Raw genomic sequence first — 22,133 nt, forward strand, 5'->3', positions numbered from 1 at the left:
GCCCGCACCCCTCGGGGTGCGGGCCACGCCCGTTCCTCATTCGCCCTCGGGGGAGATCCGGGCGGGCCCGGCGGCCGGGTGGGAGCGCAGCATGTCCTGGAGCACCATGCTCTCCTCGGTCAGCCTCTGGGGGCCGCTGTGCGGCGGGACGCCCGAGACGTTCGACCCGGGCGCCATCGGGGGCTCGTACTGGGTCGGCGCGGTGACGGCGGTGTACGCGGTAGCGACGGCGATCACCGCCGTCAGGCCGAGCGCGGCGCGCGTCCACCGCCGCGCGCGGTGCTCCGCCGTGGTGCGCAGGACGACCGCCGGGCGCGGGTCCAGCCGTACGGCGGGCTGGAGCGCGGCGAACCGCTCGCGCAGCAGGGCGGACTGCTTCTCGGGCGCCACGTCGGCCAGTTCGGGGATCCGGTCGGCGAGGTCGGCGTGCGCGTGGAGCAGGCGGTGCCCGGCGGTGGGGGTGCTGGCCTCGGTCTCGGCGGCGGTGTCTGGCAGGTCGAGGCCGACGCCGTCGTAGAGCAGCACCGTACGGCGGTGCGCCGGGGGCAGCGCGAGCATGGCGGCCAGCAGGATCCGGTCGGCGGGCTCGGCCGGGGGCTTGTCGCGCCTGACGGCGGTCCGGTGCGACCGGCGGAGGTGGAGCCAGGGGGAGAGGGCCCACTCGTACGAGGCCGCGCGCACCCATCCGACCGGGTCGGGATCGGTGGCCACCTTGGGCCACTGGTTCCAGGCCTGGCGGAAGGCCCGCTCCACGGCCTCCTCGGCGAGGGCGCGGCGGCCGGTCAGCAGGTAGGCCTGGCGGACGAGGGCGGGGGCGGTCGCGGCGTAGAGGGCGTCGAAGGCCTGGTCGGGCAGGAGCGGCGGGGCGGGTTCCGCCGGGGCTTCGGGGTCGGGTGCGGCGGGTTCCGGGACGGAGGATTCCGCGGGGGCGGCCAGAATGCCGACGTCGCGGTCGCGGTCGCCGTCACCGGTGCCGACGGTGGCTCCGGTCTCGGCTCGGGTCTCGGCTCCGGCCTCGGCTCGGCTCTCGGCTCCGGTCTCGGCTCGGGCTTCGGTTTTGGCTCCGGTTCCGGCCCTGGTACCCGCTCCGGTCTTGCCTCTGGTTCCGGTCTCGGTTCCGGGTCCGGTCCTGGCTCCGGCTCGGGTCTGGGTTCCGGTTCCGGCCTCGGCCTCGGCGGTCGGGTCCGCGGCGGCGTCGGCGTCGGCATATGCGTCCGGGTCCGCGAGGCGGGCCAGGAACTTCCCGTACGCCTCCCGTTTCTTGCCCCGGGGTCTGGTGCGGCCCGTTTCCCAGGAGCGGACCGTACTCACGGCGACCCCCATGGCCGCCGCGACCTCCTCGTGCGTCAGCTCGCCCGCTTCGCGCAGTTTGCGGCGCTCCTTGGGTGAGGGGAGGCCCAGCTCCGAGCCGGAGGTCGTCTCGACGCCTTGTGTCATGCCACACTCCCCGCGACCCGGCAGCCCTGGGCGAAAAAGTACATAAACGTATATTGAGCGACACCACGGACATTCGCCTGTTACCCGGCCATAGCGCGTGTCGTTGGCACCATGGCGGGGTGACCCAAGTGACCGAACGCGGGACCCCGTTGTCGACGGCCCCGCACGCCGGTGTGCGGCGCCGTTCCCCGGCTGCCGCGGCCTGCGTGCTGGGCGGCGCCGTGGCCGCCGGACTGGGGCTCGGCTTCCTCGCCGTGCTCGTGATCGTGCTGTGGATCAGTTCGCCCTACCCGGACAGCGGCCCGGGCGGCGCGCTGCACCTCGCCGCCGGGCTGTGGCTGCTGGCCCACGGGACGGAACTCGTCCGCTACGAAACCCTCTCCGGCGTGCCCGCACCCGTCGGCGTGACCCCGTTGCTGCTGGTGGCCCTGCCCGTACTGCTCATGCGGCGGGCCGCGCGGCTGGGGAGCGCGGCCGGCGAGGACGGGGAGGGCGAGGAGGGTGGAGTGCTGCCGGGCGGAGTCGTGGTCTCCGCCGTGACCTGCGGGTACCTCACCGTCGGCGCGCTGGCCACGGTGTACGCGGCCGGCGGGCCCATGCCCGCCGACCCGCTCAGCGCGGCCTGGCACGTACCGCTGGTGGCGGTCCTCGCCGCCGCCGGCGGGGTGTGGGCGGCCAAGGGCCGGCCGCTCGGGCCGCTGCCCGACTGGGTGCCGGGGGGCGTACGAAAGGCCATCGCGCGCCCCCGTTACGCGCTGGCGCTGCGCTCCGGTACGGCCGGGGTCCTCGTCCTGCTGGGCGGCGGCATCCTGCTGGTCGGAGCCTCGCTGGCGTGGCACGCGGCGGAGGTGCAGACGTCGTTCCTGACGCTGACCGGGGTGTGGTCGGGGCGGTTCGCGGTCCTGCTGCTCGCGTTGACGCTGATCCCGAACGCGATGGTGTGGGGCGCGGCGTACGGGCTCGGGCCCGGCTTCGCGCTGGGCACGGGCGCGACGGCGACGCCGTTCGGGTTCGAGGGTTCGGCCGCGCTGCCGAGGTTCCCGCTGCTGGCGGCGCTGCCGCCGGAGGGCGCGGGAACGCCGGTGACGTGGGCGGCGGCCGGGGTGCCGGTGCTGGCCGGGCTGGTGGTGGGGTGGTTCGCGGTGCGGCGGGCGCGGGAGGTCTCGTACGGGGAGACCGCGCTGACCGCGGCGCTCGGCGCGGTGGTGTGCGGGCTGGCGATGGCCGGGCTGGCGGCGGCCTCGGCGGGGCCGCTGGGGTCGCGGGCGCTGGCGAGCTTCGGGCCGGTGTGGTGGGCCGTGGGAGGCGCGGCGGCGGTGTGGACGCTGGCGCTGGCCGTGCCCTTGGCGGTGGGGGTGCATGCGTGGCGGATGCGGCCGGCGCGGGGGGCTGCCGCCGAGGTCGTCGACGATGCCTGGCACGACTCCGGGGTCCGGGAACTCCGCTGGGCGGCGCTGCGCAGCGCCGCCCAGCCGCTGGTTCCACCGGTTCCCGTGCCGCTGGCTCCGCCGGTTCCTGCGCCGCCGACCCCTTCAGCGCCGCCGCCGCCGCTGCTGCCGCCGGTGGTGGGGGCCCGCGTCCTGTCCCGCCGCCCTGCCCCCGCGGCCCCCGACGCCTAGCGTCACCAGGGCGGACCTGTCCGGGCTGCGCCCGGCCTTCTGGGGCTCCGCCCCAGGCCCCGCGCCTCAAACGCCGGCGGGGCTGGGTTCGGGGGCGAGGTTGGGCGGCCGGCGGGGCTGAGTGGAGTGGCGGAGCCCGGGGGCTTAGCGCTGGACCTTGAGGATGTCGCCCAGGATGTTGTCCGGCAGGAGGGTGTTGCACTGGAGTTCCGCCGTCCTCGTGAGGGCGTCCTCCCGGCAGACGTAGAAGTCCTTGTACGTGATCTGCAGCGCGTACGAGCTCGCCGCCAGGGCCAGGGCCAGTGACGCCGTCACCAGGCCGCTGACCGCCGCCGCGCGCTGGGGGCGCGCCGCCGGGTCGGGCGGCTGGGGGGCCGGCTTGGCGCGGAGCGCGCTGATGCCCCAGTACATCGCGAGCGCGCCCAGCATCAGCCCCATCGAGGGAATCCCGAAGATCCCGAAGAAGAAGCCCCACATGCCCGCCAGCAACGCGTACCGCGCCCGCCGCTGGAGCGGGTCCATCGGGTCCCACCGCGCCGGGCCCTCGGGCGCGGGACCGGAGGGGCCGGGGCCGGACGGGCCGGGGCCGGACGGGCCGGGACCCTGGGTGCCGCCGCCGTCGCGCGGCTGCCACGGCTGGTCGGGCCGGCCTTCCGGGGGCGCCGCGAAGGGGTTGTCGTCGGTCGAGGAGTCGGGCTGACGGCGGTCCGGCATCGAGTGCGTTACTTCCCCTGTGTCGTGGACGCGGGCATGCGGCGCGCGTGCGCTTGTAGGCCAGACGCTACCGCCCGCCGGTCCCCCCGTCCCTCGGGGGCGGTCGGGTGTGCAGGTATCGTTGCAGGCGGTCGGTGGCTTCGTACGGTTGCCCATACATCGGTGCCTCGGAGTTTCGTACGACCACACAAGACGAACAACGGCATTCCCGCAAGAAAGGGCCTCCCATGGCCGCCTCCCGCCTGGTCGTGCTGGTCTCCGGCTCCGGCACCAACCTCCAGGCCCTGCTCGACGCCATCGACGCCCACCCCGGCGGAGCCGAGGGCTTCGGCGCCGAAGTCGTCGCCGTGGGCGCCGACCGCGCGAACATCGCCGGCCTGGAGCGGGCGGAGAAGGCCGGGATCCCCACCTTCGTGTGTCCGGTCAAGGACTACGGGAGCCGCGAGGAGTGGGACGCCGCCCTCACCGAGGCGACCGCCGCCCACGCGCCGGACCTCGTGGTCTCGGCCGGGTTCATGAAGATCGTCGGAAAGAGCTTCCTCGACCGCTTCGGCGGCCGGTTCGTCAACACCCATCCGGCGCTCCTCCCGGCCTTCCCGGGCGCGCACGGCGTGCGGGACGCCCTCGCCTACGGCGCGAAGGTCACCGGCTGCACGGTCCACTTCGTGGACAGCGGCGTGGACACCGGTCCGATCATCGCCCAGGGTGTCGTCGAGATCCGGGACGGGGAAGACGAAGCCGCTCTTCACGAGCGCATCAAGGAAGTCGAGCGCACGCTGCTCGTCGATGTCGTGGGGCGTCTGGCCCGGCACGGCTACCGCATTGAGGGACGAAAGGTAACAATCCTGTGACCGCCGCAGAGACCGTAGAGAGCAACGAACCGACCACGACTCAGCGGCCGATCCGGCGTGCGCTCGTCAGTGTCTACGACAAGACGGGACTGGAAGAGCTGGCCCGCGGCCTGCACGAGGCGGGCGTCGCGCTCGTCTCCACCGGCTCGACCGCCTCCAGGATCGCCGCGGCCGGGGTGCCCGTCACCAAGGTCGAGGAGCTCACCGGCTTCCCCGAGTGCCTCGACGGCCGCGTCAAGACCCTCCACCCCCGCGTGCACGCCGGCATCCTCGCCGACCTGCGCCTGGAGGACCACCGCAGCCAGCTCGCGGAGCTGGGTGTCGAGCCCTTCGACCTGGTGATCGTCAACCTCTACCCGTTCCGGGAGACCGTCTCCTCCGGCGCCGCCCCCGACGAGTGCGTGGAGCAGATCGACATCGGCGGCCCGTCGATGGTCCGCGCCGCCGCCAAGAACCACCCCTCCGTCGCGGTCGTCACCAGCCCCGCCCGCTACGCCGACGTCCTCGCCGCCGCCCAGGGCGGCGGCTTCGACCTGACCGCCCGCAAGCGGCTCGCGGCCGAGGCGTTCCAGCACACCGCCGCCTACGACGTGGCGGTCGCGTCCTGGTTCGCCGACGACTACGCCGCCGCCGACGACAGTGGCTTCCCGGACTTCCTCGGCGCCACGTACGCCCGCGAGAACGTCCTGCGCTACGGCGAGAACCCGCACCAGGGCGCCGCGCTCTACGTCGACGGAACGGGCGGTCTCGCCGAGGCGGAGCAGCTGCACGGGAAGGAGATGTCGTACAACAACTTCACGGACACGGACGCCGCGCGCCGTGCCGCGTACGACCACGCCGAGCCCTGCGTCGCGATCATCAAGCACGCCAACCCGTGCGGCATCGGCATCGGTGACGATGTCGCCGAGGCCCACCGCAAGGCGCACGCCTGCGACCCGCTGTCCGCGTTCGGCGGCGTGATCGCCGTCAACCGGCCGGTCACCGTCGAGCTGGCCGAGCAGGTCGCCGAGATCTTCACCGAGGTCATCGTCGCCCCGGCGTACGAGGACGGTGCGGTCGAGGTCCTCGCCCGCAAGAAGAACATCCGCGTCCTGCGCGCCGAGGGCGCCCCGACGAGCCGGGTCGAGGTCAAGACGATCGACGGCGGCGCGCTGCTCCAGGTCACGGACCGCCTCCAGGCCGAGGGCGACGACCCGGCCAACTGGACCCTCGCCACCGGCGACGCCCTCTCCCCGGCCGAGCTCGCCGAGCTGGCCTTCGCGTGGAAGGCCTGCCGGGCCGTCAAGTCCAACGCCATCCTGCTCGCCAAGGACGGCGCCTCGGTCGGCGTCGGCATGGGCCAGGTCAACCGCGTCGACTCCGCGAAGCTCGCCGTCGAGCGGGCGGGCGCCGAGCGCGCGCAGGGCTCGTACGCCGCGTCCGACGCCTTCTTCCCCTTCCCGGACGGGCTGGAGATCCTGACGGCCGCGGGCATCAAGGCCGTGGTCCAGCCGGGTGGTTCCGTCCGCGACGAGCAGGTCGTCGAGGCGGCGCGGAAGGCGGGCGTGACGATGTACTTCACCGGCACCCGCCACTTCTTCCACTGATCCCGGCAGCACGCCAACGGCGAAGGCCGCGTCCCGCACCTGCGGGACGCGGCCTTCGCCGTTGTGCGGGGGCCTACGGGGTCAGTGCCGCGGGCGGTTGAAGTACTGGGACGCGTCGCCCTTCGCGAGGAAGACGATGATGAGGATGCCGAGCACGAGGCTGATCAGCGCGAAGACGTTCGCGGTGAAGAGGCTGAAGAGGCTGAAGAGGGCGGTGACGGAGGCGTAGATGATGCCCGAGATGCGGACACCGCTGCGGCCCTTGTCCAGCTTGACGCCGGTGAGGATGGCCCAGAGGGCGAAGCCCAGGACGATCACACCGATGAAGATCATGACGCCCGCGCCCATGGCCGCGGCAGTGTCGGTGTCGGTGCTGCTGAGGCCCGAGCCCGACGTGTCGGCGCCCGAGATCATTTCGGCGATCCAGGCGGAGGCCACCATGGTGACCAGTGCGCCGATGACCTGCAGGCCACCGAGGATGTAGAGCATGACGCGGGCGCCCTTGACGCCACCCGGCATCTCCATGGGGCCGCCCATGTAACCGCCGGGGCCGACCGGGGCGCCCTGCGGGTAGCCGTAGCCACCCTGCGGCGGAACGCCCTGCGGGGCCTGCTGCGGGTAGCCGTAGCCGGGCTGGCCCTGCGGGGCCTGGGGCTGCTGTCCGTACGGGTTGTTCGGGTCGCCGAAGCTCATCTTGAGGTGTTCCTCCGTGGAAGTGCGGGGACGCACGGCAACCCCGTGGAGGAACTCTGCGTCTTGCGGTCCGCCCCCCGGCACTGCCCGCGGCACTCTGGTCCTGGCATCGTGGTCCGCCGGACGGGCCTTGTCCAGTTGGTTCCCGCGCGGTAGGTGACTTGTTGTGCAAGTGCAATGAACGGTGTGCTCCGGCGAGTGGCTTGACTGGAACCGGGGCCACTCCATCCGGGAGGATGGACACATGACCGCCCAGATTCTCGATGGCAAGGCCACCGCAGCCGCGATCAAGTCCGAACTGACCGCCCGAGTGGCGGAGCTGAAGGCCCGGGGTGTCACCCCCGGCCTCGGCACCCTGCTGGTCGGTGACGATCCGGGCAGCCGCTGGTACGTCAACGGCAAGCACAAGGACTGCGCCGAGGTCGGCATCGCCTCCATCCAGCGCGAACTGCCCGCTTCGGCCTCCCAGGAGGACATCGAGGCGGTCGTACGCGAACTCAACGCCGACCCGCAGTGCACGGGCTACATCGTCCAACTTCCGCTCCCGAAGGGCATCGACACCAACCGGGTCCTGGAGCTGATGGATCCGGCCAAGGACGCCGACGGCCTGCACCCCATGTCGCTGGGCCGGCTGGTGCTGAACGAGCCGGGCCCGCTGCCCTGCACCCCGTTCGGGATCGTCGAGCTGCTGCGCCACCACAAGGTCGAGATCAACGGCGCGCACGTCGTCGTCCTGGGCCGCGGCATCACCGTCGGGCGGTCCATCGGGCTCCTGCTCACCCGCAAGTCCGAGAACGCCACCGTGACCCTGTGCCACACCGGTACGCGCGACCTCTCCGGGCTGCTGCGGCAGGCGGACATCGTCGTGGCGGCGGCCGGCGTCGCGCACCTGGTCAAGCCGGAGGACGTGAAGCCGGGCGCGGCCGTGCTCGACGTGGGCGTCAGCCGCGACGAGAAGGGCAAGATCGTCGGGGACGTCCACCCGGGCGTCGCCGAGGTGGCCGCCTGGATCTCCCCGAATCCGGGAGGCGTCGGCCCGATGACCCGCGCGCAGCTGCTGGTCAACGTCGTCGAGGCGGCGGAACGGATCACCAGTGCGGCCTGACCGCGACGGCGACCGCGACCGCGACCGCGACGAGGCCGAGGCCTCGCCCTCCGGCACGGCCTCCGAGCCGCAGCCCGAGCCCCCGGCGGAAACCCGCGCCGTGGCCAAGTCGCGCCGCTTCCCCTCCGTCACCCAGGACACCGCCCGCCCCGAGGGCGGCGGCCGCGCCGCGCCCGGGGACGCGCCCGCGCCCGCCCGTCAGTGGCCGATGCTCAGCGTCCTGACCGCCACCGCGGCCGGGCTGCTGTCCACCGCGATGGGCCATCCGCGGGTCGGCTGTCTGATGATCGGCGTCGCGCTGATCGCGGCGTCGGCGCTGCGGCGCGTGCTGCCCTCGGTGGGCATGCTCGCGGTGCGCTCCCGCTTCACGGACATGGTCACGTACGGGCTGCTGGGCGTGGCGATCACCCTCCTCGCGCTGGTCATGGAGCCGAAGCCGTTGCTGGAGGTGCCCTTCCTGGAGGACGCGGTCCGCTTCACCGTCCGCTAGCCCGGACGGGGACGGACGAGGCCGTACGGGGTCCGTGTGCCGTGCACCACACGGACCCGGGGGTTGGTGGCCTCGCGGGTCGGATAGCCTGACCGGCGGATGTCTCTTCACGTCAAGATTCACAGGACAGGGAAGCGGCGTCCTCCCAGCACTTGGGGCAGGGACGCCCCACCGCCAGCTGTCTAACGGAGAAGGCCATGACCCGCACTCCCGTGAATGTCACCGTGACCGGCGCTGCCGGCCAGATCGGCTACGCGCTGCTCTTCCGCATCGCCTCCGGCCACCTGCTCGGCGCCGACGTGCCGGTGAGGCTCCGCCTCCTGGAGATCCCGCAGGGCATGAAGGCCGCTGAGGGCACCGCCATGGAGCTCGACGACTGCGCCTTCCCGCTGCTCGCCGGCATCGACATCTTCGACGACCCGAACAAGGGCTTCGAGGGTGCGAACGTGGCGCTGCTCGTCGGCGCCCGCCCGCGTACCAAGGGCATGGAGCGCGGTGACCTGCTCGCCGCCAACGGCGGCATCTTCAAGCCGCAGGGTGCCGCGATCAACGCGCACGCCGCGGACGACATCAAGGTCCTGGTCGTGGGCAACCCGGCCAACACCAACGCGCTCATCGCGCAGGCCGCCGCCCCGGACGTGCCGGCCGAGCGCTTCACCGCGATGACCCGTCTGGACCACAACCGCGCGATCTCGCAGCTGGCCGCCAAGACCGGCGCCGCCGTCTCCGACATCAAGCGTCTGACCATCTGGGGCAACCACTCGGCCACCCAGTACCCGGACATCTTCCACGCGGAGATCGCCGGCAAGAACGCCGCCGAGGTCGTCAACGACGAGCTGTGGCTCGCCGAGACCTTCATCCCGACCGTCGCGAAGCGCGGCGCGGCGATCATCGAGGCCCGTGGCGCGTCCTCGGCCGCCTCGGCCGCGAACGCCGCCCTCGACCACGTGCACACCTGGGTCAACGGCACCGCCGCCGGCGACTGGACCTCGATGGGCATCCCGTCGGACGGCTCCTACGGCGTCCCGGAGGGCATCATCTCCTCCTTCCCCGTCACCACCAAGAACGGCAAGTACGAGATCGTCCAGGGCCTGGACATCAACGAGTTCTCCCGTACGCGCATCGACGCGTCCGTGGCGGAGCTCGTCGAGGAGCGCGACGCGGTGCGCGCGCTCGGCCTGATCTGATCCGTCCTCACCTGATCCGTCCTCACCTGATCCGTCCTCACCTGATCCGTCCTCACCCGATCCGGTCGGATCGGTACTGAGACCGGCAGTGAGATCGGCACTGGTACGCGAGAACGCCCCGGCGGCACTGCCCGCCGGGGCGTTCTGGCGTCCGCACGCCTGTCAGGCGCCGTACATGCCGACGGTGTAGTGCCCCGGGACCGAACGGGTGGAGACGCCGATGCGGTTCCACACGTTGATCGTCGCGATCACGGCGATGAGCTGGGCCAGTTCGCCCTCCTCGAAGTGCTCGGCGGCCTTCGCGTAGACCTCGTCGGGCACGAAACCGTCCGTCAGGACGGTGACGGCCTCGGTCAGCGCGATCGCCGCCAGCTCCTTCTCCGTGTAGAAGTGGCGCGACTCCTCCCAGGCGCCGAGGAGCACGATCCGTTCGACGCTCTCGCCCGCCGCGAGCGCGTCCTTGGTGTGCATGTCCAGGCAGAAGGCGCAGTGGTTGAGCTGCGAGGCGCGGATCTTGACGAGTTCGACGAGGACCGGGTCCAGGCCCTTCCTGGAGGCGATCTCCATGCCCATGACGGCCTTGTAGAACTCCGGTGCGACCTTGGCCATGTGCATGCGGGGGGCGTGTTCGGCGGCGAGTTCCGCGATCGGGGCGGACTGGGTGTGGTTGCTCATGTCCCTCACCGTACGGACCGGGCGGCCCGCCGCTATGGTCCATGTCCATGACTGGATCATGGGCCACTTTCGGTGCCGACCTGCACCTGGAGCTCACGGCGGGGCGCGGGCTGCGGGCCGGACTGGCCGAGGCGTTGCGGGAGGCCGCGCGCAGCGGGCGGCTGGCGCCCGGGGCCCGGCTGCCGTCCTCGCGGTCCTTCGCGGCCGACCTCGGGATCGCCCGCAACACGGTCGCGGAGGCGTACGCCGAACTCGTCGCCGAAGGCTGGCTGACGGCCCGTCGGGGCTCCGGGACCCGGGTCGCCGAACGGGCGCGGCCCCGCCACCCGGCGGCCGCCGCCCGCGTACGGAGCCCCGCGCGCCGGGGTCCCGCGTACAGCCTGGTGCCCGGCTCCCCGGACCTGGGCGGCTTCCCCCGTACGGCCTGGCTCGCGGCGGCCCGGCGGGCGCTGACGGACGCCCCCAACGACGCCTTCGGCTACGGCCCGGACGGACGGGGCCGGGTGGAGCTGCGCGAGGCGCTCGCCGGGTACCTGGCGCGGGCGCGGGGCGTGTACGCGGATCCGGACCGGATCGTGCTGTGCTCGGGGTTCGCGCACGCGCTGATGCTGCTCGCGCGGGTGCTGCGGGAGCGGCGGGTGCGGGAGGTGGCGGTGGAGGGCTACAGCCTGGACCTGCACCGGGAGTTGCTGACCGGGGCGGGCCTGCGGACCCGTCCGCTGTGGCTGGACGAGGCCGGGGCCCGGACTCCGGACCTGGCCGGGCTCGGCCCCCGGGTCGGCGCGGTGCTGCTGACCCCCGCGCACCAGTGCCCGACGGGCGCGGCGCTCAGCCCTGACCGGCGGGCGGCGGCCGTGGACTGGGCGCGGACCACGGGCGGGCTGATCCTGGAGGACGACTACGACGGGGAGTTCCGCTACGACCGCCAGTCGGTCGGCGCGCTCCAGGGGCTCGACCCCGACCGGGTCGTCCACCTCGGCACGGCGAGCAAGTCCCTGGCGCCGGGACTGCGGATGGGCTGGATGGTGCTCCCGCCGGGGCTGGTGGACGAGGTCCTGGCGGTGAAGGGCCGGGTCGACTGGACCTCCAGCGCCCTGGACCAGCTGACTCTGGCGGAGTTCATCACGTCCGGGGCCTACGACCGCCACGTGCGCGGCATGCGGCTGCGCTACCGGCGCCGGCGCGACGAACTGGTGGCGGCTCTGGCCGGCCGGGCGGCCGTCTCCGGCATCGCGGCGGGCCTGCACGCGGTGGTGGACCTGCCGGCGGGCGCGGAGAGCGAGCTGATCCGGGCCGCGGCCGCCGGGCAGGACCTGGCGCTGGAGGGACTCGCGCGCTACCGGCACCCGGAGTCGGCCATGCCGGTGCGCGACGCGCTCGTACTGGGTTACGGCACCCCGTCCACCAGCGCCTGGACCCCCACCCTCGCGGCCCTCCTGTCCACCCTGCGCTGACGGCGAGGCCCGGCCCTCACCACTCCACGGGCAGGTTGCGCGGGGCCCGGGTGACCAGCCCCCTCGTCCAGTGGACCGGGCCGGCTGCCCGCAGGGCGGGGAACCGGCCCACCAGAGCGGCCAGGGCCTCCTGGAGCTGGACCCGGGCCAGTTGCGCGCCCACGCAGAAGTGGGCGCCGTGCCCGAAGGCCAGGTGCGCCGGTGCGGGGCGGGTGAGATCGAGCAGGCCGGGCTCCGCGTAGACGCTCTCGTCGTGGTTGGCCGACGAGGTGAGCGCGAGCACCGCCTCCCCCTCCTTGACCGTCACACCGCCCAGCACCACGTCCTCGGTGGCTACCCGCAGATTGCCGCCCACGGTGGCCTGGGCGTACCGCAGGAGTTCCTCGACGGCACCGGGGATCAGCGCGGGCTCGCGGCACAGCAGCGCGTAGCGCTCGGGTTGTCGCAGCAGGAGGTGGATCAGCCCGGCGAGCCGGTGCGAGGTGGTGCCGTAGCCGCCCGCGAGCAGGACGACGCAGAACGAGACGAGTTCGCCCTCGCTCAGCCGGTCGCCCTGGTCGCGCGCCGCGATGAGGACGCTCAGCATGTCGTCGGCGGGGTGGGCGCGTTTGGCGGCGATGAGTCCGGTGAGGTAGCCGGTCATCTCGTCCACGGCTGCCGTCACCTCGGCGTCCGGCAGGGCGGTGACGCTGCGCATGGCCTCGTTCCACCCGTCGAGCAGCGTGCCGTCCATACGGGGTGTCCCCAGCAGATCGCAGATGACGGTCAGGGGCAGCGGACGGGTGAAGTGCGCGACGAGATCGGCGGGAAGGGGCCGCTTCTCCAGCGCTGTCAGCAGGTCGTCGGCCAACAGCGCGATGTCGCGTCGCATCGCCTCCGCCCGGCGCACGGTCAGCGCGGGCGCGACGAGGCGGCGCAGCCGGGAGTGCTCGGGCGGGTCCGCGGCGAGGATCGAGTCGGGCAGCGTGGTCGTACGGTTGATGCGCGCGCCCTCCCCCCGGGTCGCGCGGGTGCGGCTGAAGCCCGAACCGGCCAGGACGCGGCGGACGTCGGCGTGGCGGGTGACCAGCCATGCGGTGTCACCGCTGGGCAGCCGGACCCGTACGACCGGATCCTCGCGGCGCAGCTCGGCGAACTCGGGGACCGGATCGAGCCCGTCCGCGTAGTCGAAGGGGAACGAGCGGATGTGCGCTGTCTGATCCATACGGCCCTCCAAGGCCTGCCCTCCACCGGCGCCGGTCAGGGGCGTTCGTACACGGAGACGTGGTAGGCGCTGTCACGGGTGAAGGGCGCTCCCGACCAGTCGCCCCAGCGTTCCTTGAGCCGCAGCCCCGCCCGGTCCGCCATCAGGTCGAGCTCGCCGCAGCCGGCGTAGCGGAACGCGACGCGCAGGTGGCGGGTGGCGCCGTCCTCGTGGATGACGTAGTGCGAGTGGTAGCGCTGGGCCGACGGATCGAGCCGCCGGTAGCACAGGACCAGGTGGTCGTCGCCTTCGGTGACGATGTCGGGGCCCGTCGCCGCCGCGAGGGCCTCGGGTACGTGGGAGTCGAAGACGAAGAGACCGCCGGGGGCAAGGTGCGCCGCCACGTTGGCGAAGCAGCGCGCCTGGCTCGCCTGGTCCGGCAGTTCGAAGAAGGTGCCACCGGCGAGGAAGACCAGGGTGAAGGCCCCGGTGACGGGTACGTCGGCGAAGTCCCCGATCGTCACGGGGATCCGCGCTCCGCCCGGTTTGGCGCGCAGGCGGCCGACCATCGCCTCCGAGCCGTCGACACCGTGCACCTCGATGCCGCGTTCGCGCAGCGGCAGGGCGATTCGGCCGGTTCCGATGCCGAGTTCGAGTACCGGCCCGGCGCCCGCGAGGGCGGCGACCGCGTCGACCGTCGTCCCGGTGGTGCGCCGCTTGCCGAACCAGCGGTCGTAGTCGTCGGCGAACTCGGTGGCGTAGCCGGGCCGGGGCCGGGGGTGTTCGCGGTTCACGGGGCTCCTAACCGAAGGGGTGCGGGTGGCCTGAGGGGGTGAGGGAGGGCAGCGGAAGGGCCCCCGGAGCCAGGACGCGCACCACGTGCAGGCCCGCGTCGCGGGCGGGTCTCCCCGTGGTCGGCACGAGGATCACGTCCTGGCCGGTGTGCTCGGCGAGGACGTGCAGCGGGTCGGTCCGCGGGTCGGTCCGAGGATCGGTCCGCGGGGCGCTCCGTACGGTGGTCCCGTGCTGCCGGTCCGGTCCGGTGCGGACGTCCCACAGGCGCAGGCTGTCCTGCCGGTGGTACGTCCACAGCGCGTGCTGCACGGCGGTGGCGGGCGCGCCGCTGCCCTGCCACTGGTCCCAGGTGCGGCGCGCGACCCGCGTGCCCATGCTCCACCGCACCATGAGCGCCTCGTACGCCGCCTTCTCGACCAGGTCCGGGACCGTGTCCGCGGGCCCGCACCGGGCCCCGAACGCCTGGCCCGTGCCGTCGGGGCGGTGCAGGCACACCACGACGCAGCCGGTCCCCTCGGGGGCGGGGACGGCGAAGGACGTCGCCGCGAGTCCCGTGGCCCCGACGAGAGCGGCCAGCGGCGGTGGCAGCGGGTCCGGGAGCAGGCTCGGCGCCCGGCCGGCGAGCCCGTACCAGCTGCGCCGCACCAGGTCGCGTTCGAGTACCTCCCATGCCGCGTGCCGCGCCGCCGCCTCCGGGTCGGGGTGCGCGGCGACGCCGGTGGAGCCGGACGACGGCCCGGCGTCGCATCCGGTCGGCGGGCGGTGCTGGAGGAACGCCGAGCCGGCCGGTACGAGGATCTCCGCGCCCCGCGTCGTACGGCCGCGGACCCACAGCCGGCGGGCGTCGGGCCGTACGTCCGGTGCGAGTGCGGGGATCCCCCGGCGGCGTAGTTCCCCGTGGGTCGCGACGACCTCGGCGGCGGCCTCCGCCTCCCGGCCCGCCATCACGTTGCCCAGCCGCTCCAGGAGTTCTCCGCGCGCGCCGGTGGTGACACGGTCCCGCTCGTGCCCGGCGGCGCTGCCGACGAGGACCGGCGCGCCCGCGGCCGCACTCGTCCCCGCGAAGGCCGGCGACCGGGCGGCGACGCGTGCGATCAGGACGTCCGGCCGCTCCGGGAACGGGACGAAGACCTGCGGCGTCCAGGCGCTCACGCGGTCCTCTCCAGCACGGCGGCGCACTCCGCGAGCACCTGGCGCCCGTGCGGGGTCAGCCGGCCGGCGTGGGCGGTCAGCGTCGTCACGGCCTGGTGCGCGGAGCCCACCAGGCGGTCGCGGCGGGCGTCGGTCTGCGGGCCCAGGGCGCCGAGCCGCCGGTAGAACAGCACGCTGCGGGCCAGGACCACGGTCTGCTGGAACAGCCCGGTCAGCGGCCTGGGATCAGCCCGCAGCGGCGTGGCCACCAGGAGGTCCCCGGGCCGGTCCGGGTGTTCGGCGGCGTTCGACGGGTCGGGCAGCAGGAACGGTCGCGTCAACGCGGCGGCGTTGCACCGGGTGTGCGCTCCCTCGTGCACCAGTGCCTCGGCGCAGCGCACCGCGGCGGGCAGGCCGGCGGCGCTCGTCGTCAGTCGCGTCCGATTGATCAGGACGGCGCCGTGAACGGTGAAGTCCGTGAACCCGTCGATCGCGTCGCCTTCCAGCAGCGCGACCTCCGTGACCGTCTCCCGCGTCTCCGCGGCGCTTTCGGGCCACACCCGGGTCAGCAGGCGGACGGCCTCGGCCAGCACCTCGCGCTCGGCGCCGCGCCATGCGGCGACCTCGACGGTGACCGGCTGCCCGTCCCCCCGCGCGGCGGGCGGTACGGCCTTCAGCGCGCGCGCCACGCTGCGGCTCAGGTGGCCCTGCGGTTCGGCCGGACCGAAGGACGGCGCGGGCAGCCGCTCCAGCCGGTCCGCGAACGTCCGCCGCCGCTGCGGCGGGAGCGGGCCGGAGCGCAGGGCGCCTTGCACGGTGTGGACGAGTTCGACGGCGGCCGGATGGCGCAGCCCGTCGGACCCGCCCTTCGGTGGCGGCAGTTCCGCCCGGTCGAGCACCCCGCGCATGCGCTCCAGCAGCGCCGTCCGGTCGGCGACGGCTCCCCGCGTGTCCGGCTCGACGTGCATGCCGTCCCTTCCCGTCCTCTTCCGTCCTGGGCAGCGGCGTGCGGCGGACCGGAGCGGCCCGCCGCACGGATTGCGACGCGGTGTCAGGTCTGGAAGCAGTGCCGGCTCTAGTCGGGAAGGTCGATCATCAGCGCGAACTCGGGCAGTTCCGTTTCCTCGACCTGCTCGATCTCCTCGTTCATCGAGACTCCCTTCATCTCACCGGCCCCGCCGTTCTCGGCGGGTGTCACCGACAGCGCCATGGTCGGGGAGGGGGTCCGGCGCCGCCACCGGCGAACGGGCACAGCGCTACGTACCGGCCTACATCGAGCAGGCGGAAATCCGGCTTGCGGGATGAGCCGGAGGTTCAGGTTCCGGGTCGCTGTCCGGGCCGGTCCTGCGGATACGGCGGTGTGAGGGTTTCGCCGTACCGCGGGCAGCTCCGGGAAACCTCTCGGTTTCCGCCTGCCGACGTGCCGTTCCGCCCCGAGGACATGACGGGAAGAGCGACCCCCGCCACCCCTCGCCCGGCACAACTCACCTCCGCTGCGCCGGTACGAGAGGGCGGCCGCCCACCTGTCCGGCCGCGACGGCGAGGTCCTCCGCCGCGTAGTCGAAGGCCGTACGCCCCCACCGCGCGGCGAGGCGCGGGAACGCCTCGCGCCAGTCGCGCCCGCGCGCGGCCTCCACCAGCCACGCCACCGTCCCGGGCAGCGAACCCGCCCAGTCGCAGGCCGGGCGGTATCCCAGTTCCCGCTCGGCCCGCGCCGTGTCCAGTACGACGGGATGCTCCAGCGACCACGGCGTCCGGCCGAGTCCGGGCTCGCCGGGACCGTCGAGCAGGTACTCCTCGGCCTCGTGGCCCAGCAGCTCGTCCACGGCGGCGGCCATGGCCCGTACCGTCGGCGGCCGGGGGTCCGCGGCGTTCAGCACGCGGTCGGCGGGGCGCTCCGCCGCCGCGAGGACCAGCTCGGCCAGGTTGCGGGTGGCGGTCGGGTGGCAGACACCGGCTCCCCGGTGGGCCAGCAGCCGTACGGGGCGCCGGTCGAGGGCCCGTTTGACGAAGTACCACTCCCGGGGGGCCGCCGACCCCCGCCCGTGCACCATCCCGGCGCGCAACAACGTCACCGGGAAGGACGCCGTCTCCAGCAGGACGCGCTCCAGGGCGGCTTTGCCTCCCGCGTACGTGCTGTCGTCCGGTGCGATCGTCGCCTGATCCTCGGTCACCGGAACGGGGAGGCGGGGGCACGCCGTGGGCAGGGCGTCGAAGCCCAGACCGTCGTCGTCCCGGTAGACCATGCATGTCGAGATGACAACGGCCGACCCCACCCGGTCACCCAGCGCGGCGAGCTGCGCTCCGTGGCGGGAGGTGAAGGCGACGCAGTCCACGAGGACGTCGCAGCCCTCCCGCACCACCCCCGCCAGCGCCCGGTCGTCCTCCCGGTCCAGGTGGACCGTACGGACCTCCGACCCCGCCGGCCACATCACCCGGGGCCCGCCGCCCCGGCTGACCGCCCGCACCTGCCAGCCGCCCAGCGCGAGCCTTTCCACGGCCGCGATGCCGATCTGCCCGGTGGCGCCCAGGACCACAGCGCTCTTCCCCGTACCCACGCCCTCACCCACTTCCGAAGAAAGGACCGCCGCACCCGCGCGTAAATCATCCCAATTGGCACGAACTGACTCCAGGTCACCACCGTGACAAGGGTGTGACGGCGGCCGGATTCCATCCCCCGCCACCCCCGCTCTACTCTGTCGACAGCTGTCGGCAGCGCACGCCACCCAGGGGGAGCGAAACTCACATGGACACCAGCACCACCACCCGACGCCGAATGCGCTCCGGCGCGGTAGCCCTCGGCGGCATGGGCCTGCTCGCCGTCTCGCTCGTGGCCTGCGGCAGCAGCGACGAGCCCGACAAGCGCTGCGCCTCGCGCGCCACGCTGAACCACCTGAACAGCAAGGAGTGCAAGACCGGCGGCACCGGCGCGCACTACTACGGCGGCACCGTCTCCAACGGCAAGGTGACGGGCGGCAGTTTCGACAAGTCCGCCGTCGTGCGCGGCGGCATCGGCGGCAGCGGCAAGTCCGGCTCCAGCGGCGGCTGACCACACCATGCAGCGGCACACCATCGAACCCCGCCCCGACTGGCAGAGCACCGTCGAGGAGCAGGGCCTGATCTATCCCCTCACGCGGTACCCCGACGACTCCCTGCGCCCCTACTGGGACGAGAGCGCGTACTACTCGTTCTCCCTCCCGGAGGTCGAGGCGCTGGAGGAGGTCGTCGAGGAACTGCACGCCATGTGCCTGGCCGCGGCCGCGCACATCGTCTCGCAGGACCGTTTCGCCGACCTCGGCATCACCGACCCGAAGCTCGCCGGGCGCATCGCCGAGTCCTGGCGCCGTCGCGCCGAACAGCCGTCCCTGTACGGCCGCTTCGACCTGCGCTACGACGGCTCCGGCAGCCCGGCCAAGATGCTGGAGTACAACGCCGACACCCCCACCTCCCTGGTGGAGGCGGCGAGCCCGCAGTGGTTCTGGATGGAGGACCGCTTCCCGGGCGCCGACCAGTGGAACTCCCTGCACGAGCGCCTCGTCGATGCCTGGCGGCGCCAGGCCGAGCTGCTCCCGCCCGGTCCGCTGCACTTCGCGCACTCCGAGGCCGACGAGCTCGGCGAGGACCTGATGACGGTCGCCTACCTCCAGGAGACCGCGCAGCAGGCCGGCCTGGAGACCCACGCCATGTCCGTCGAGATGATCGGCTGGGACAGCCTCTCGGGCCGGTTCGTGGACGAGAAGCTCCGCTTCATCCGCAGCTGCTTCAAGCTCTACCCGTGGGAGTGGCTGGCCACCGACGAGTTCGGACCGCAGGTCCTGGGCACATACGACCACGGCGGCGGCTCCGGCACCACCGCCTGGATCGAGCCGCTGTGGAAGATGCTGCTCTCCAACAAGGCGCTGCTGGCGATCCTGTGGGAGCTCTTCCCGGACCACCCGAACCTGCTGCCCGCCTACCTCGACGGCCCGCGCGAACTCGCCGACACCGGCGGCTACGCGGCCAAGCCCCTGCTGGGCCGCGAGGGCGCCGGGGTCACGCTCCACGAAGCGGGCGAGGACGCCGAGCCCTTCGTCCCGCTGGAGGGGGAGACGTACGTCTTCCAGGCGCTGGCGCCGCTGCCCGACTTCGACGGCAACCGCGTGGTCCTCGGCGCGTGGGTCGTCGAGGAGGAGGCGGCGGGCCTGGGCATCCGGGAATCCGCGGGGCCGGTCACGGACGAGTACGCCCGCTTCCTGCCCCACGTCATCCTCTGACCCCGGCGGTTACGCGAGGACGGACCTGAGCTGGTCCAGCCCCCAGTCCAGGTCCTCCTTGCTGATCACCAGCGGCGGCGCGATGCGGATCGTCGAGCCGTGGGTGTCCTTCACCAGCACCCCGAGTTCCATCAGCTTCTCCGAGATCTCCCGGCCCGTCCCGAGCGCCGGGTCGATGTCCACGCCCGCCCACAGCCCCCGCCCCCGTACGGCGGTCACCGCGCCGCCGCCGACCAGCAGGTTCAGCTCCCGGTGCAGGTGGTCGCCGAGTTCGGCGGCGTGCTGCTGGTACTCGCCGGAGCGCAGCATCGCGATCACCTCCAGGGCGACCGCGCAGGCCAGCGGGTTCCCGCCGAAGGTCGACCCGTGCTCGCCGGGCCGGAACACTCCGAGCACGTCCCGGTCGGCGACCACGGCCGACACCGGCACGATGCCGCCGCCGAGCGCCTTGCCGAGGATGTACACGTCCGGCACGACCCCCTCGTGCTCGCACGCGAAGGTCCGGCCGGTGCGGCCCAGGCCCGACTGGATCTCGTCCGCCATGAAGAGGACGTTCCGCTCGCGCGTCAGCTCCCGTACGCCCGCCAGGTATCCGGCGGGCGGTACGAGGACCCCCGCCTCACCCTGGATCGGCTCCAGCAGCACGGCGACGGTGTTCGGGGTGAGGGCGGCGGCGAGCGCGGTGAGGTCCCCGTACGGGACGATCTCGAAGCCGGGGGTGTAGGGGCCGTAGTGGTCGCGGGCCTCGTGGTCGGTGGAGAAGCTCACGATGGTCGTGGTCCGGCCGTGGAAGTTCCCGGCCGCCACCACGATCTTGGCATGGCCGTCCGGAACGCCCTTGACCTCGTAACCCCACTTGCGGGCGGTCTTCACCGCCGTCTCCACGGCCTCCGCGCCCGTGTTCATCGGCAGCACCATCTCCTTGCCGCACAGCGCGGCGAGCTCGGTGCAGAAGTCGGCGAAGCGGTCGTGGTGGAAGGCCCGCGACGTGAGGGTGACCCGCTCCAGCTGCGCGCGGGCGGCATCGATCAGGCGGCGATGGCCGTGGCCGAAGTTGAGCGCCGAATATCCGGCGAGCATGTCGAGATACCGGCGGCCCTCCACATCGGTCATCCACGCGCCTTCCGCCGACGCGACGACGACGGGCAGCGGATGGTAATTGTGCGCGCTGTGCGCGTCGGCGGAGCGAATGGCATCAGCAGTTGTCGACACGGGGTCTCCGATCGTCCGTCCTGGCCTGTGGCGAAGGTGCGCCACCTTCTTATCGTCGCTCTTATCGCAGGCGCAGAAACCTTCCGCGTGGCGTGAACGCTAAGGTGGGCGGTACGCACGGCGACTGGCGTACGGAGAACCAACTCCGGGGGAGTCGTGCGCGTACGACCGCACACAGGGCCGCTCGCCTGGGCCTCGCGGGGACGAGAACCGACATCGACCCCGGAGGAGCCCGCCATGTCCGCGAGCCGCCACCCCGCCCTCTCTCTCACCGACCCCGAACTGGCGTCCTTCGTCGCGGCGGAAGAGGTGCTCCAGGCGCAGACCCTGCGCCTGATCCCCAGCGAGAACTACGTGTCCGAGGCCGTCCTCGAAGCCTCCGGCACCGTGCTGCAGAACAAGTACAGCGAGGGCTACCCGGGCCGCCGCTACTACGAGGGCCAGCAGAACATCGACCGCGTCGAGGCCCTCGCGATCCAGCGGGCGAAGGGCCTGTTCGGCGTGGACCACGCCAACGTCCAGCCGTACTCCGGCTCGCCGGCCAACCTCGCCGTGTACCTGGCCTTCGCGAAGCCCGGCGACACGGTGATGGGCATGGCGCTGCCGATGGGCGGACACCTCACGCACGGCTGGGGCGTCTCGGCGACGGGCTCGTGGTTCCGGGGCGTGCAGTACGGCGTACGCGCGGACACCGGCCTCGTCGATTACGACGCGGTCCGCGCCCTCGCCCTCGCCGAGCGCCCGAAGATCCTCTTCTGTGGCGGAACGGCGCTCCCGCGCACCATCGACTTCGCCGCCTTCGCGTCCATCGCCGAGGAGGCGGGTTCGATCCTCGTCGCTGACGTGGCGCACATCGCCGGCCTGATCGCCGGCGGGGCGCACCCGTCCCCGGCCGGTCACGTCGACGTGATCTCCACGACCACCCACAAGACCCTGCGCGGGCCGCGCGGCGCGATGCTCATGTGCCGCGAGGAGCACGCCAAGGCGATCGACAAGGCGGTCTTCCCCGGCCTCCAGGGCGGCCCCCACAACCAGACGACGGCGGGCATCGCGGTAGCGCTGCACGAAGCCGCCCAGCCTTCGTTCGTGTCGTACGCCCACGCCGTCGTCGCCAACGCGAAGGCACTGGCGGAGGAACTCCTGTCCCGGGGCTTCGACCTGGTGTCCGGCGGCACCGACAACCACCTGATCCTGATCGACCTCACCGGGAAGGACGTCCCGGGCAAGGTCGCGGCCAAGGCCCTGGACAGGGCGGGCATCGTGGTGAACTACAACACGGTCCCGTTCGACCCGCGCAAGCCGTTCGACCCGTCCGGCATCCGCATCGGCACGCCGTCGCTGACCTCGCGGGGGCTCGCGGTGGAGCACATGCCGGTGGTCGCGGACTGGATCTCCCGGGCGGTCGACGCGGCCGCCAAGTCGGACGAACCGGCCCTCGCCGCCGTTCGCGCCGAGGTCACGGCCCTGATGTCGGCCTTCCCGGCCCCTGGGCTCCCGCTGCCGTAACCCAACGCCTCAAGCGCCGGCGGGGCTGTGCCCTTTCGCCTCAGGCGCCGGCGGGGCTGTGCCTTTCGCCTCAAGCGCCGGCGGGGCTGTGACTCCGCGCCTCAAGCGCCGGCGGGGCTGAGCGGGTCCGGAGCGGGTCCGGGGCGGATCCGGGTGCGACGCCGCCGCGCGAGCGCCCCCGGGCTGCGCCCGGGCTCCCCGGGGGGCCCCCCCGGGCCCCCCGCCGCCAACGCCCCCGGGGC

At 73.3% G+C, this 22,133-nt stretch carries 21 protein-coding genes and 1 riboswitch; of the genes, 10 read left to right on the plus strand and 11 right to left on the minus strand.

What is annotated here, in order from left to right; translation table 11 throughout:
* Nucleotides 1–36 precede the first annotated feature (36 nt).
* Entirely contained in the window at nt 37–1,437 is a 1,401-nt protein-coding gene (locus tag ACWDYJ_RS32730; RefSeq protein ID WP_451569234.1) for a helix-turn-helix domain-containing protein, read from the minus strand.
* Between the two features lie 119 nt (nt 1,438–1,556).
* Here ACWDYJ_RS32730 and ACWDYJ_RS32735 point away from each other — a divergent pair, with 119 nt between their 5' ends.
* Entirely contained in the window at nt 1,557–3,056 is a 1,500-nt protein-coding gene (locus ACWDYJ_RS32735; RefSeq protein ID WP_451569235.1) for a cell division protein PerM, read from the plus strand.
* Between the two features lie 144 nt (nt 3,057–3,200).
* On the opposite strand, the gene ACWDYJ_RS32740 is transcribed toward ACWDYJ_RS32735, so the two are convergent.
* On the minus strand, nt 3,201–3,770 hold the full coding sequence (locus tag ACWDYJ_RS32740) for a hypothetical protein (RefSeq protein ID WP_451569236.1): 570 nt from the start codon (nt 3,768–3,770) through the stop codon (nt 3,201–3,203).
* A 227-nt stretch (nt 3,771–3,997) separates the two neighbouring features.
* On the opposite strand from ACWDYJ_RS32740, the gene purN reads away from it, so the two are divergent.
* Together purN and purH are read left to right on the plus strand one after the other, a co-directional pair.
* Nucleotides 3,998–4,621 (plus strand): phosphoribosylglycinamide formyltransferase, encoded by a 624-nt coding sequence (gene purN / locus ACWDYJ_RS32745; RefSeq protein ID WP_451569237.1) that lies wholly within the window; start codon nt 3,998–4,000, stop codon nt 4,619–4,621.
* Nucleotides 4,618–6,207, plus strand: a complete 1,590-nt coding sequence (gene purH / locus ACWDYJ_RS32750) for a bifunctional phosphoribosylaminoimidazolecarboxamide formyltransferase/IMP cyclohydrolase (RefSeq protein ID WP_451569238.1) — start codon at nt 4,618–4,620, stop codon at nt 6,205–6,207. The genes purN and purH overlap by 4 nt, the downstream gene beginning before the upstream one ends.
* A gap of 81 nt (nt 6,208–6,288) precedes the next feature.
* On the opposite strand, the gene ACWDYJ_RS32755 is transcribed toward purH, so the two are convergent.
* Nucleotides 6,289–6,936, minus strand: coding sequence for a hypothetical protein (locus ACWDYJ_RS32755; protein WP_451569239.1), 648 nt, complete (start codon nt 6,934–6,936; stop codon nt 6,289–6,291).
* A gap of 208 nt (nt 6,937–7,144) precedes the next feature.
* Between ACWDYJ_RS32755 and ACWDYJ_RS32760 the strand changes: the two genes are divergently transcribed.
* The 3 genes from ACWDYJ_RS32760 (at nt 7,145) to ACWDYJ_RS32770 (ending at nt 9,682) form a co-directional block, all read left to right on the plus strand.
* Entirely contained in the window at nt 7,145–8,005 is an 861-nt protein-coding gene (locus ACWDYJ_RS32760; RefSeq protein WP_451569240.1) for a bifunctional methylenetetrahydrofolate dehydrogenase/methenyltetrahydrofolate cyclohydrolase, read from the plus strand.
* Nucleotides 7,995–8,495, plus strand: a complete 501-nt coding sequence (locus tag ACWDYJ_RS32765) for a DUF3017 domain-containing protein (RefSeq protein WP_451569241.1) — start codon at nt 7,995–7,997, stop codon at nt 8,493–8,495. The genes ACWDYJ_RS32760 and ACWDYJ_RS32765 overlap by 11 nt, the downstream gene beginning before the upstream one ends.
* A gap of 197 nt (nt 8,496–8,692) precedes the next feature.
* A complete protein-coding gene (locus ACWDYJ_RS32770) occupies nt 8,693–9,682 on the plus strand; it encodes a malate dehydrogenase (protein WP_451569242.1) in 990 nt (329 codons plus the stop codon).
* 162 nt (nt 9,683–9,844) lie between these two features.
* On the opposite strand, the gene ACWDYJ_RS32775 is transcribed toward ACWDYJ_RS32770, so the two are convergent.
* Nucleotides 9,845–10,357, minus strand: coding sequence for a carboxymuconolactone decarboxylase family protein (locus tag ACWDYJ_RS32775; RefSeq protein WP_451569243.1), 513 nt, complete (start codon nt 10,355–10,357; stop codon nt 9,845–9,847).
* Between the two features lie 47 nt (nt 10,358–10,404).
* On the opposite strand from ACWDYJ_RS32775, the gene pdxR reads away from it, so the two are divergent.
* On the plus strand, nt 10,405–11,811 hold the full coding sequence (gene pdxR, locus ACWDYJ_RS32780) for a MocR-like pyridoxine biosynthesis transcription factor PdxR (RefSeq protein WP_451569244.1): 1,407 nt from the start codon (nt 10,405–10,407) through the stop codon (nt 11,809–11,811).
* A gap of 16 nt (nt 11,812–11,827) precedes the next feature.
* Here the strand turns inward: pdxR and ACWDYJ_RS32785 are convergent, their stop codons facing one another.
* From ACWDYJ_RS32785 to ACWDYJ_RS32810, 6 genes are all read right to left on the minus strand, one after another.
* Nucleotides 11,828–13,015, minus strand: coding sequence for a cytochrome P450 (locus ACWDYJ_RS32785; RefSeq protein ID WP_451569245.1), 1,188 nt, complete (start codon nt 13,013–13,015; stop codon nt 11,828–11,830).
* Between the two features lie 35 nt (nt 13,016–13,050).
* Nucleotides 13,051–13,788, minus strand: coding sequence for a class I SAM-dependent DNA methyltransferase (locus ACWDYJ_RS32790; RefSeq protein ID WP_451569246.1), 738 nt, complete (start codon nt 13,786–13,788; stop codon nt 13,051–13,053).
* 7 nt (nt 13,789–13,795) lie between these two features.
* Nucleotides 13,796–14,941, minus strand: a complete 1,146-nt coding sequence (locus ACWDYJ_RS32795) for a YcaO-like family protein (RefSeq protein WP_451569247.1) — start codon at nt 14,939–14,941, stop codon at nt 13,796–13,798.
* Nucleotides 14,938–15,888, minus strand: coding sequence for an aKG-HExxH-type peptide beta-hydroxylase (locus ACWDYJ_RS32800; protein WP_451569248.1), 951 nt, complete (start codon nt 15,886–15,888; stop codon nt 14,938–14,940). Before ACWDYJ_RS32800 ends, ACWDYJ_RS32795 begins: the two co-directional genes overlap by 4 nt.
* Before the next feature lie 107 nt (nt 15,889–15,995).
* Nucleotides 15,996–16,118: a hypothetical protein gene (locus tag ACWDYJ_RS32805; RefSeq protein ID WP_451569249.1), complete on the minus strand. Its 123-nt coding sequence runs from the start codon at nt 16,116–16,118 to the stop codon at nt 15,996–15,998.
* A 286-nt stretch (nt 16,119–16,404) separates the two neighbouring features.
* Complete coding sequence (locus ACWDYJ_RS32810) at nt 16,405–17,478, minus strand: NAD-dependent epimerase/dehydratase family protein (protein WP_451569250.1); 1,074 nt, start codon at nt 17,476–17,478, stop codon at nt 16,405–16,407.
* A 188-nt stretch (nt 17,479–17,666) separates the two neighbouring features.
* Here ACWDYJ_RS32810 and ACWDYJ_RS32815 point away from each other — a divergent pair, with 188 nt between their 5' ends.
* Nucleotides 17,667–17,969, plus strand: a complete 303-nt coding sequence (locus ACWDYJ_RS32815) for a hypothetical protein (protein ID WP_451569251.1) — start codon at nt 17,667–17,669, stop codon at nt 17,967–17,969.
* 7 nt (nt 17,970–17,976) lie between these two features.
* Nucleotides 17,977–19,173 (plus strand): glutathionylspermidine synthase family protein, encoded by a 1,197-nt coding sequence (locus tag ACWDYJ_RS32820; protein WP_451569252.1) that lies wholly within the window; start codon nt 17,977–17,979, stop codon nt 19,171–19,173.
* 9 nt (nt 19,174–19,182) lie between these two features.
* On the opposite strand, the gene rocD is transcribed toward ACWDYJ_RS32820, so the two are convergent.
* The gene (gene rocD, locus ACWDYJ_RS32825) at nt 19,183–20,385 is read right to left on the minus strand and encodes an ornithine--oxo-acid transaminase (RefSeq protein WP_451569253.1); all 1,203 of its coding nucleotides are present in this window, start codon (nt 20,383–20,385) and stop codon (nt 19,183–19,185) included.
* Between the two features lie 110 nt (nt 20,386–20,495).
* Nucleotides 20,496–20,586: riboswitch (ZMP/ZTP riboswitch) on the plus strand.
* A 36-nt stretch (nt 20,587–20,622) separates the two neighbouring features.
* On the opposite strand from rocD, the gene ACWDYJ_RS32830 reads away from it, so the two are divergent.
* The gene (locus tag ACWDYJ_RS32830; protein ID WP_451569254.1) at nt 20,623–21,891 is read left to right on the plus strand and encodes a serine hydroxymethyltransferase; all 1,269 of its coding nucleotides are present in this window, start codon (nt 20,623–20,625) and stop codon (nt 21,889–21,891) included.
* Nucleotides 21,892–22,133: the final 242 nt, after the last annotated feature.

It is taken from the genome of Streptomyces sp. NPDC003042, assembly GCF_053591315.1.

Excerpts from the sequence above, each read along its gene's own strand:
- ACWDYJ_RS32730 (WP_451569234.1), bottom strand. The coding sequence starts at position 1,437 with ATGACACAAGGCGTCGAGACGACCTCCGGCTCGGAGCTGGGCCTCCCC.
- ACWDYJ_RS32740 (WP_451569236.1), bottom strand. The coding sequence starts at position 3,770 with ATGCCGGACCGCCGTCAGCCCGACTCCTCGACCGACGACAACCCCTTC.
- purN (WP_451569237.1), top strand. The coding sequence starts at position 3,998 with ATGGCCGCCTCCCGCCTGGTCGTGCTGGTCTCCGGCTCCGGCACCAAC.
- ACWDYJ_RS32760 (WP_451569240.1), top strand. The coding sequence starts at position 7,145 with ATGACCGCCCAGATTCTCGATGGCAAGGCCACCGCAGCCGCGATCAAG.
- ACWDYJ_RS32770 (WP_451569242.1), top strand. The coding sequence starts at position 8,693 with ATGACCCGCACTCCCGTGAATGTCACCGTGACCGGCGCTGCCGGCCAG.
- ACWDYJ_RS32775 (WP_451569243.1), bottom strand. The coding sequence starts at position 10,357 with ATGAGCAACCACACCCAGTCCGCCCCGATCGCGGAACTCGCCGCCGAA.
- pdxR (WP_451569244.1), top strand. The coding sequence starts at position 10,405 with ATGACTGGATCATGGGCCACTTTCGGTGCCGACCTGCACCTGGAGCTC.
- ACWDYJ_RS32785 (WP_451569245.1), bottom strand. The coding sequence starts at position 13,015 with ATGGATCAGACAGCGCACATCCGCTCGTTCCCCTTCGACTACGCGGAC.
- ACWDYJ_RS32800 (WP_451569248.1), bottom strand. The coding sequence starts at position 15,888 with ATGCACGTCGAGCCGGACACGCGGGGAGCCGTCGCCGACCGGACGGCG.
- ACWDYJ_RS32815 (WP_451569251.1), top strand. The coding sequence starts at position 17,667 with ATGGACACCAGCACCACCACCCGACGCCGAATGCGCTCCGGCGCGGTA.
- ACWDYJ_RS32820 (WP_451569252.1), top strand. The coding sequence starts at position 17,977 with ATGCAGCGGCACACCATCGAACCCCGCCCCGACTGGCAGAGCACCGTC.
- ACWDYJ_RS32830 (WP_451569254.1), top strand. The coding sequence starts at position 20,623 with ATGTCCGCGAGCCGCCACCCCGCCCTCTCTCTCACCGACCCCGAACTG.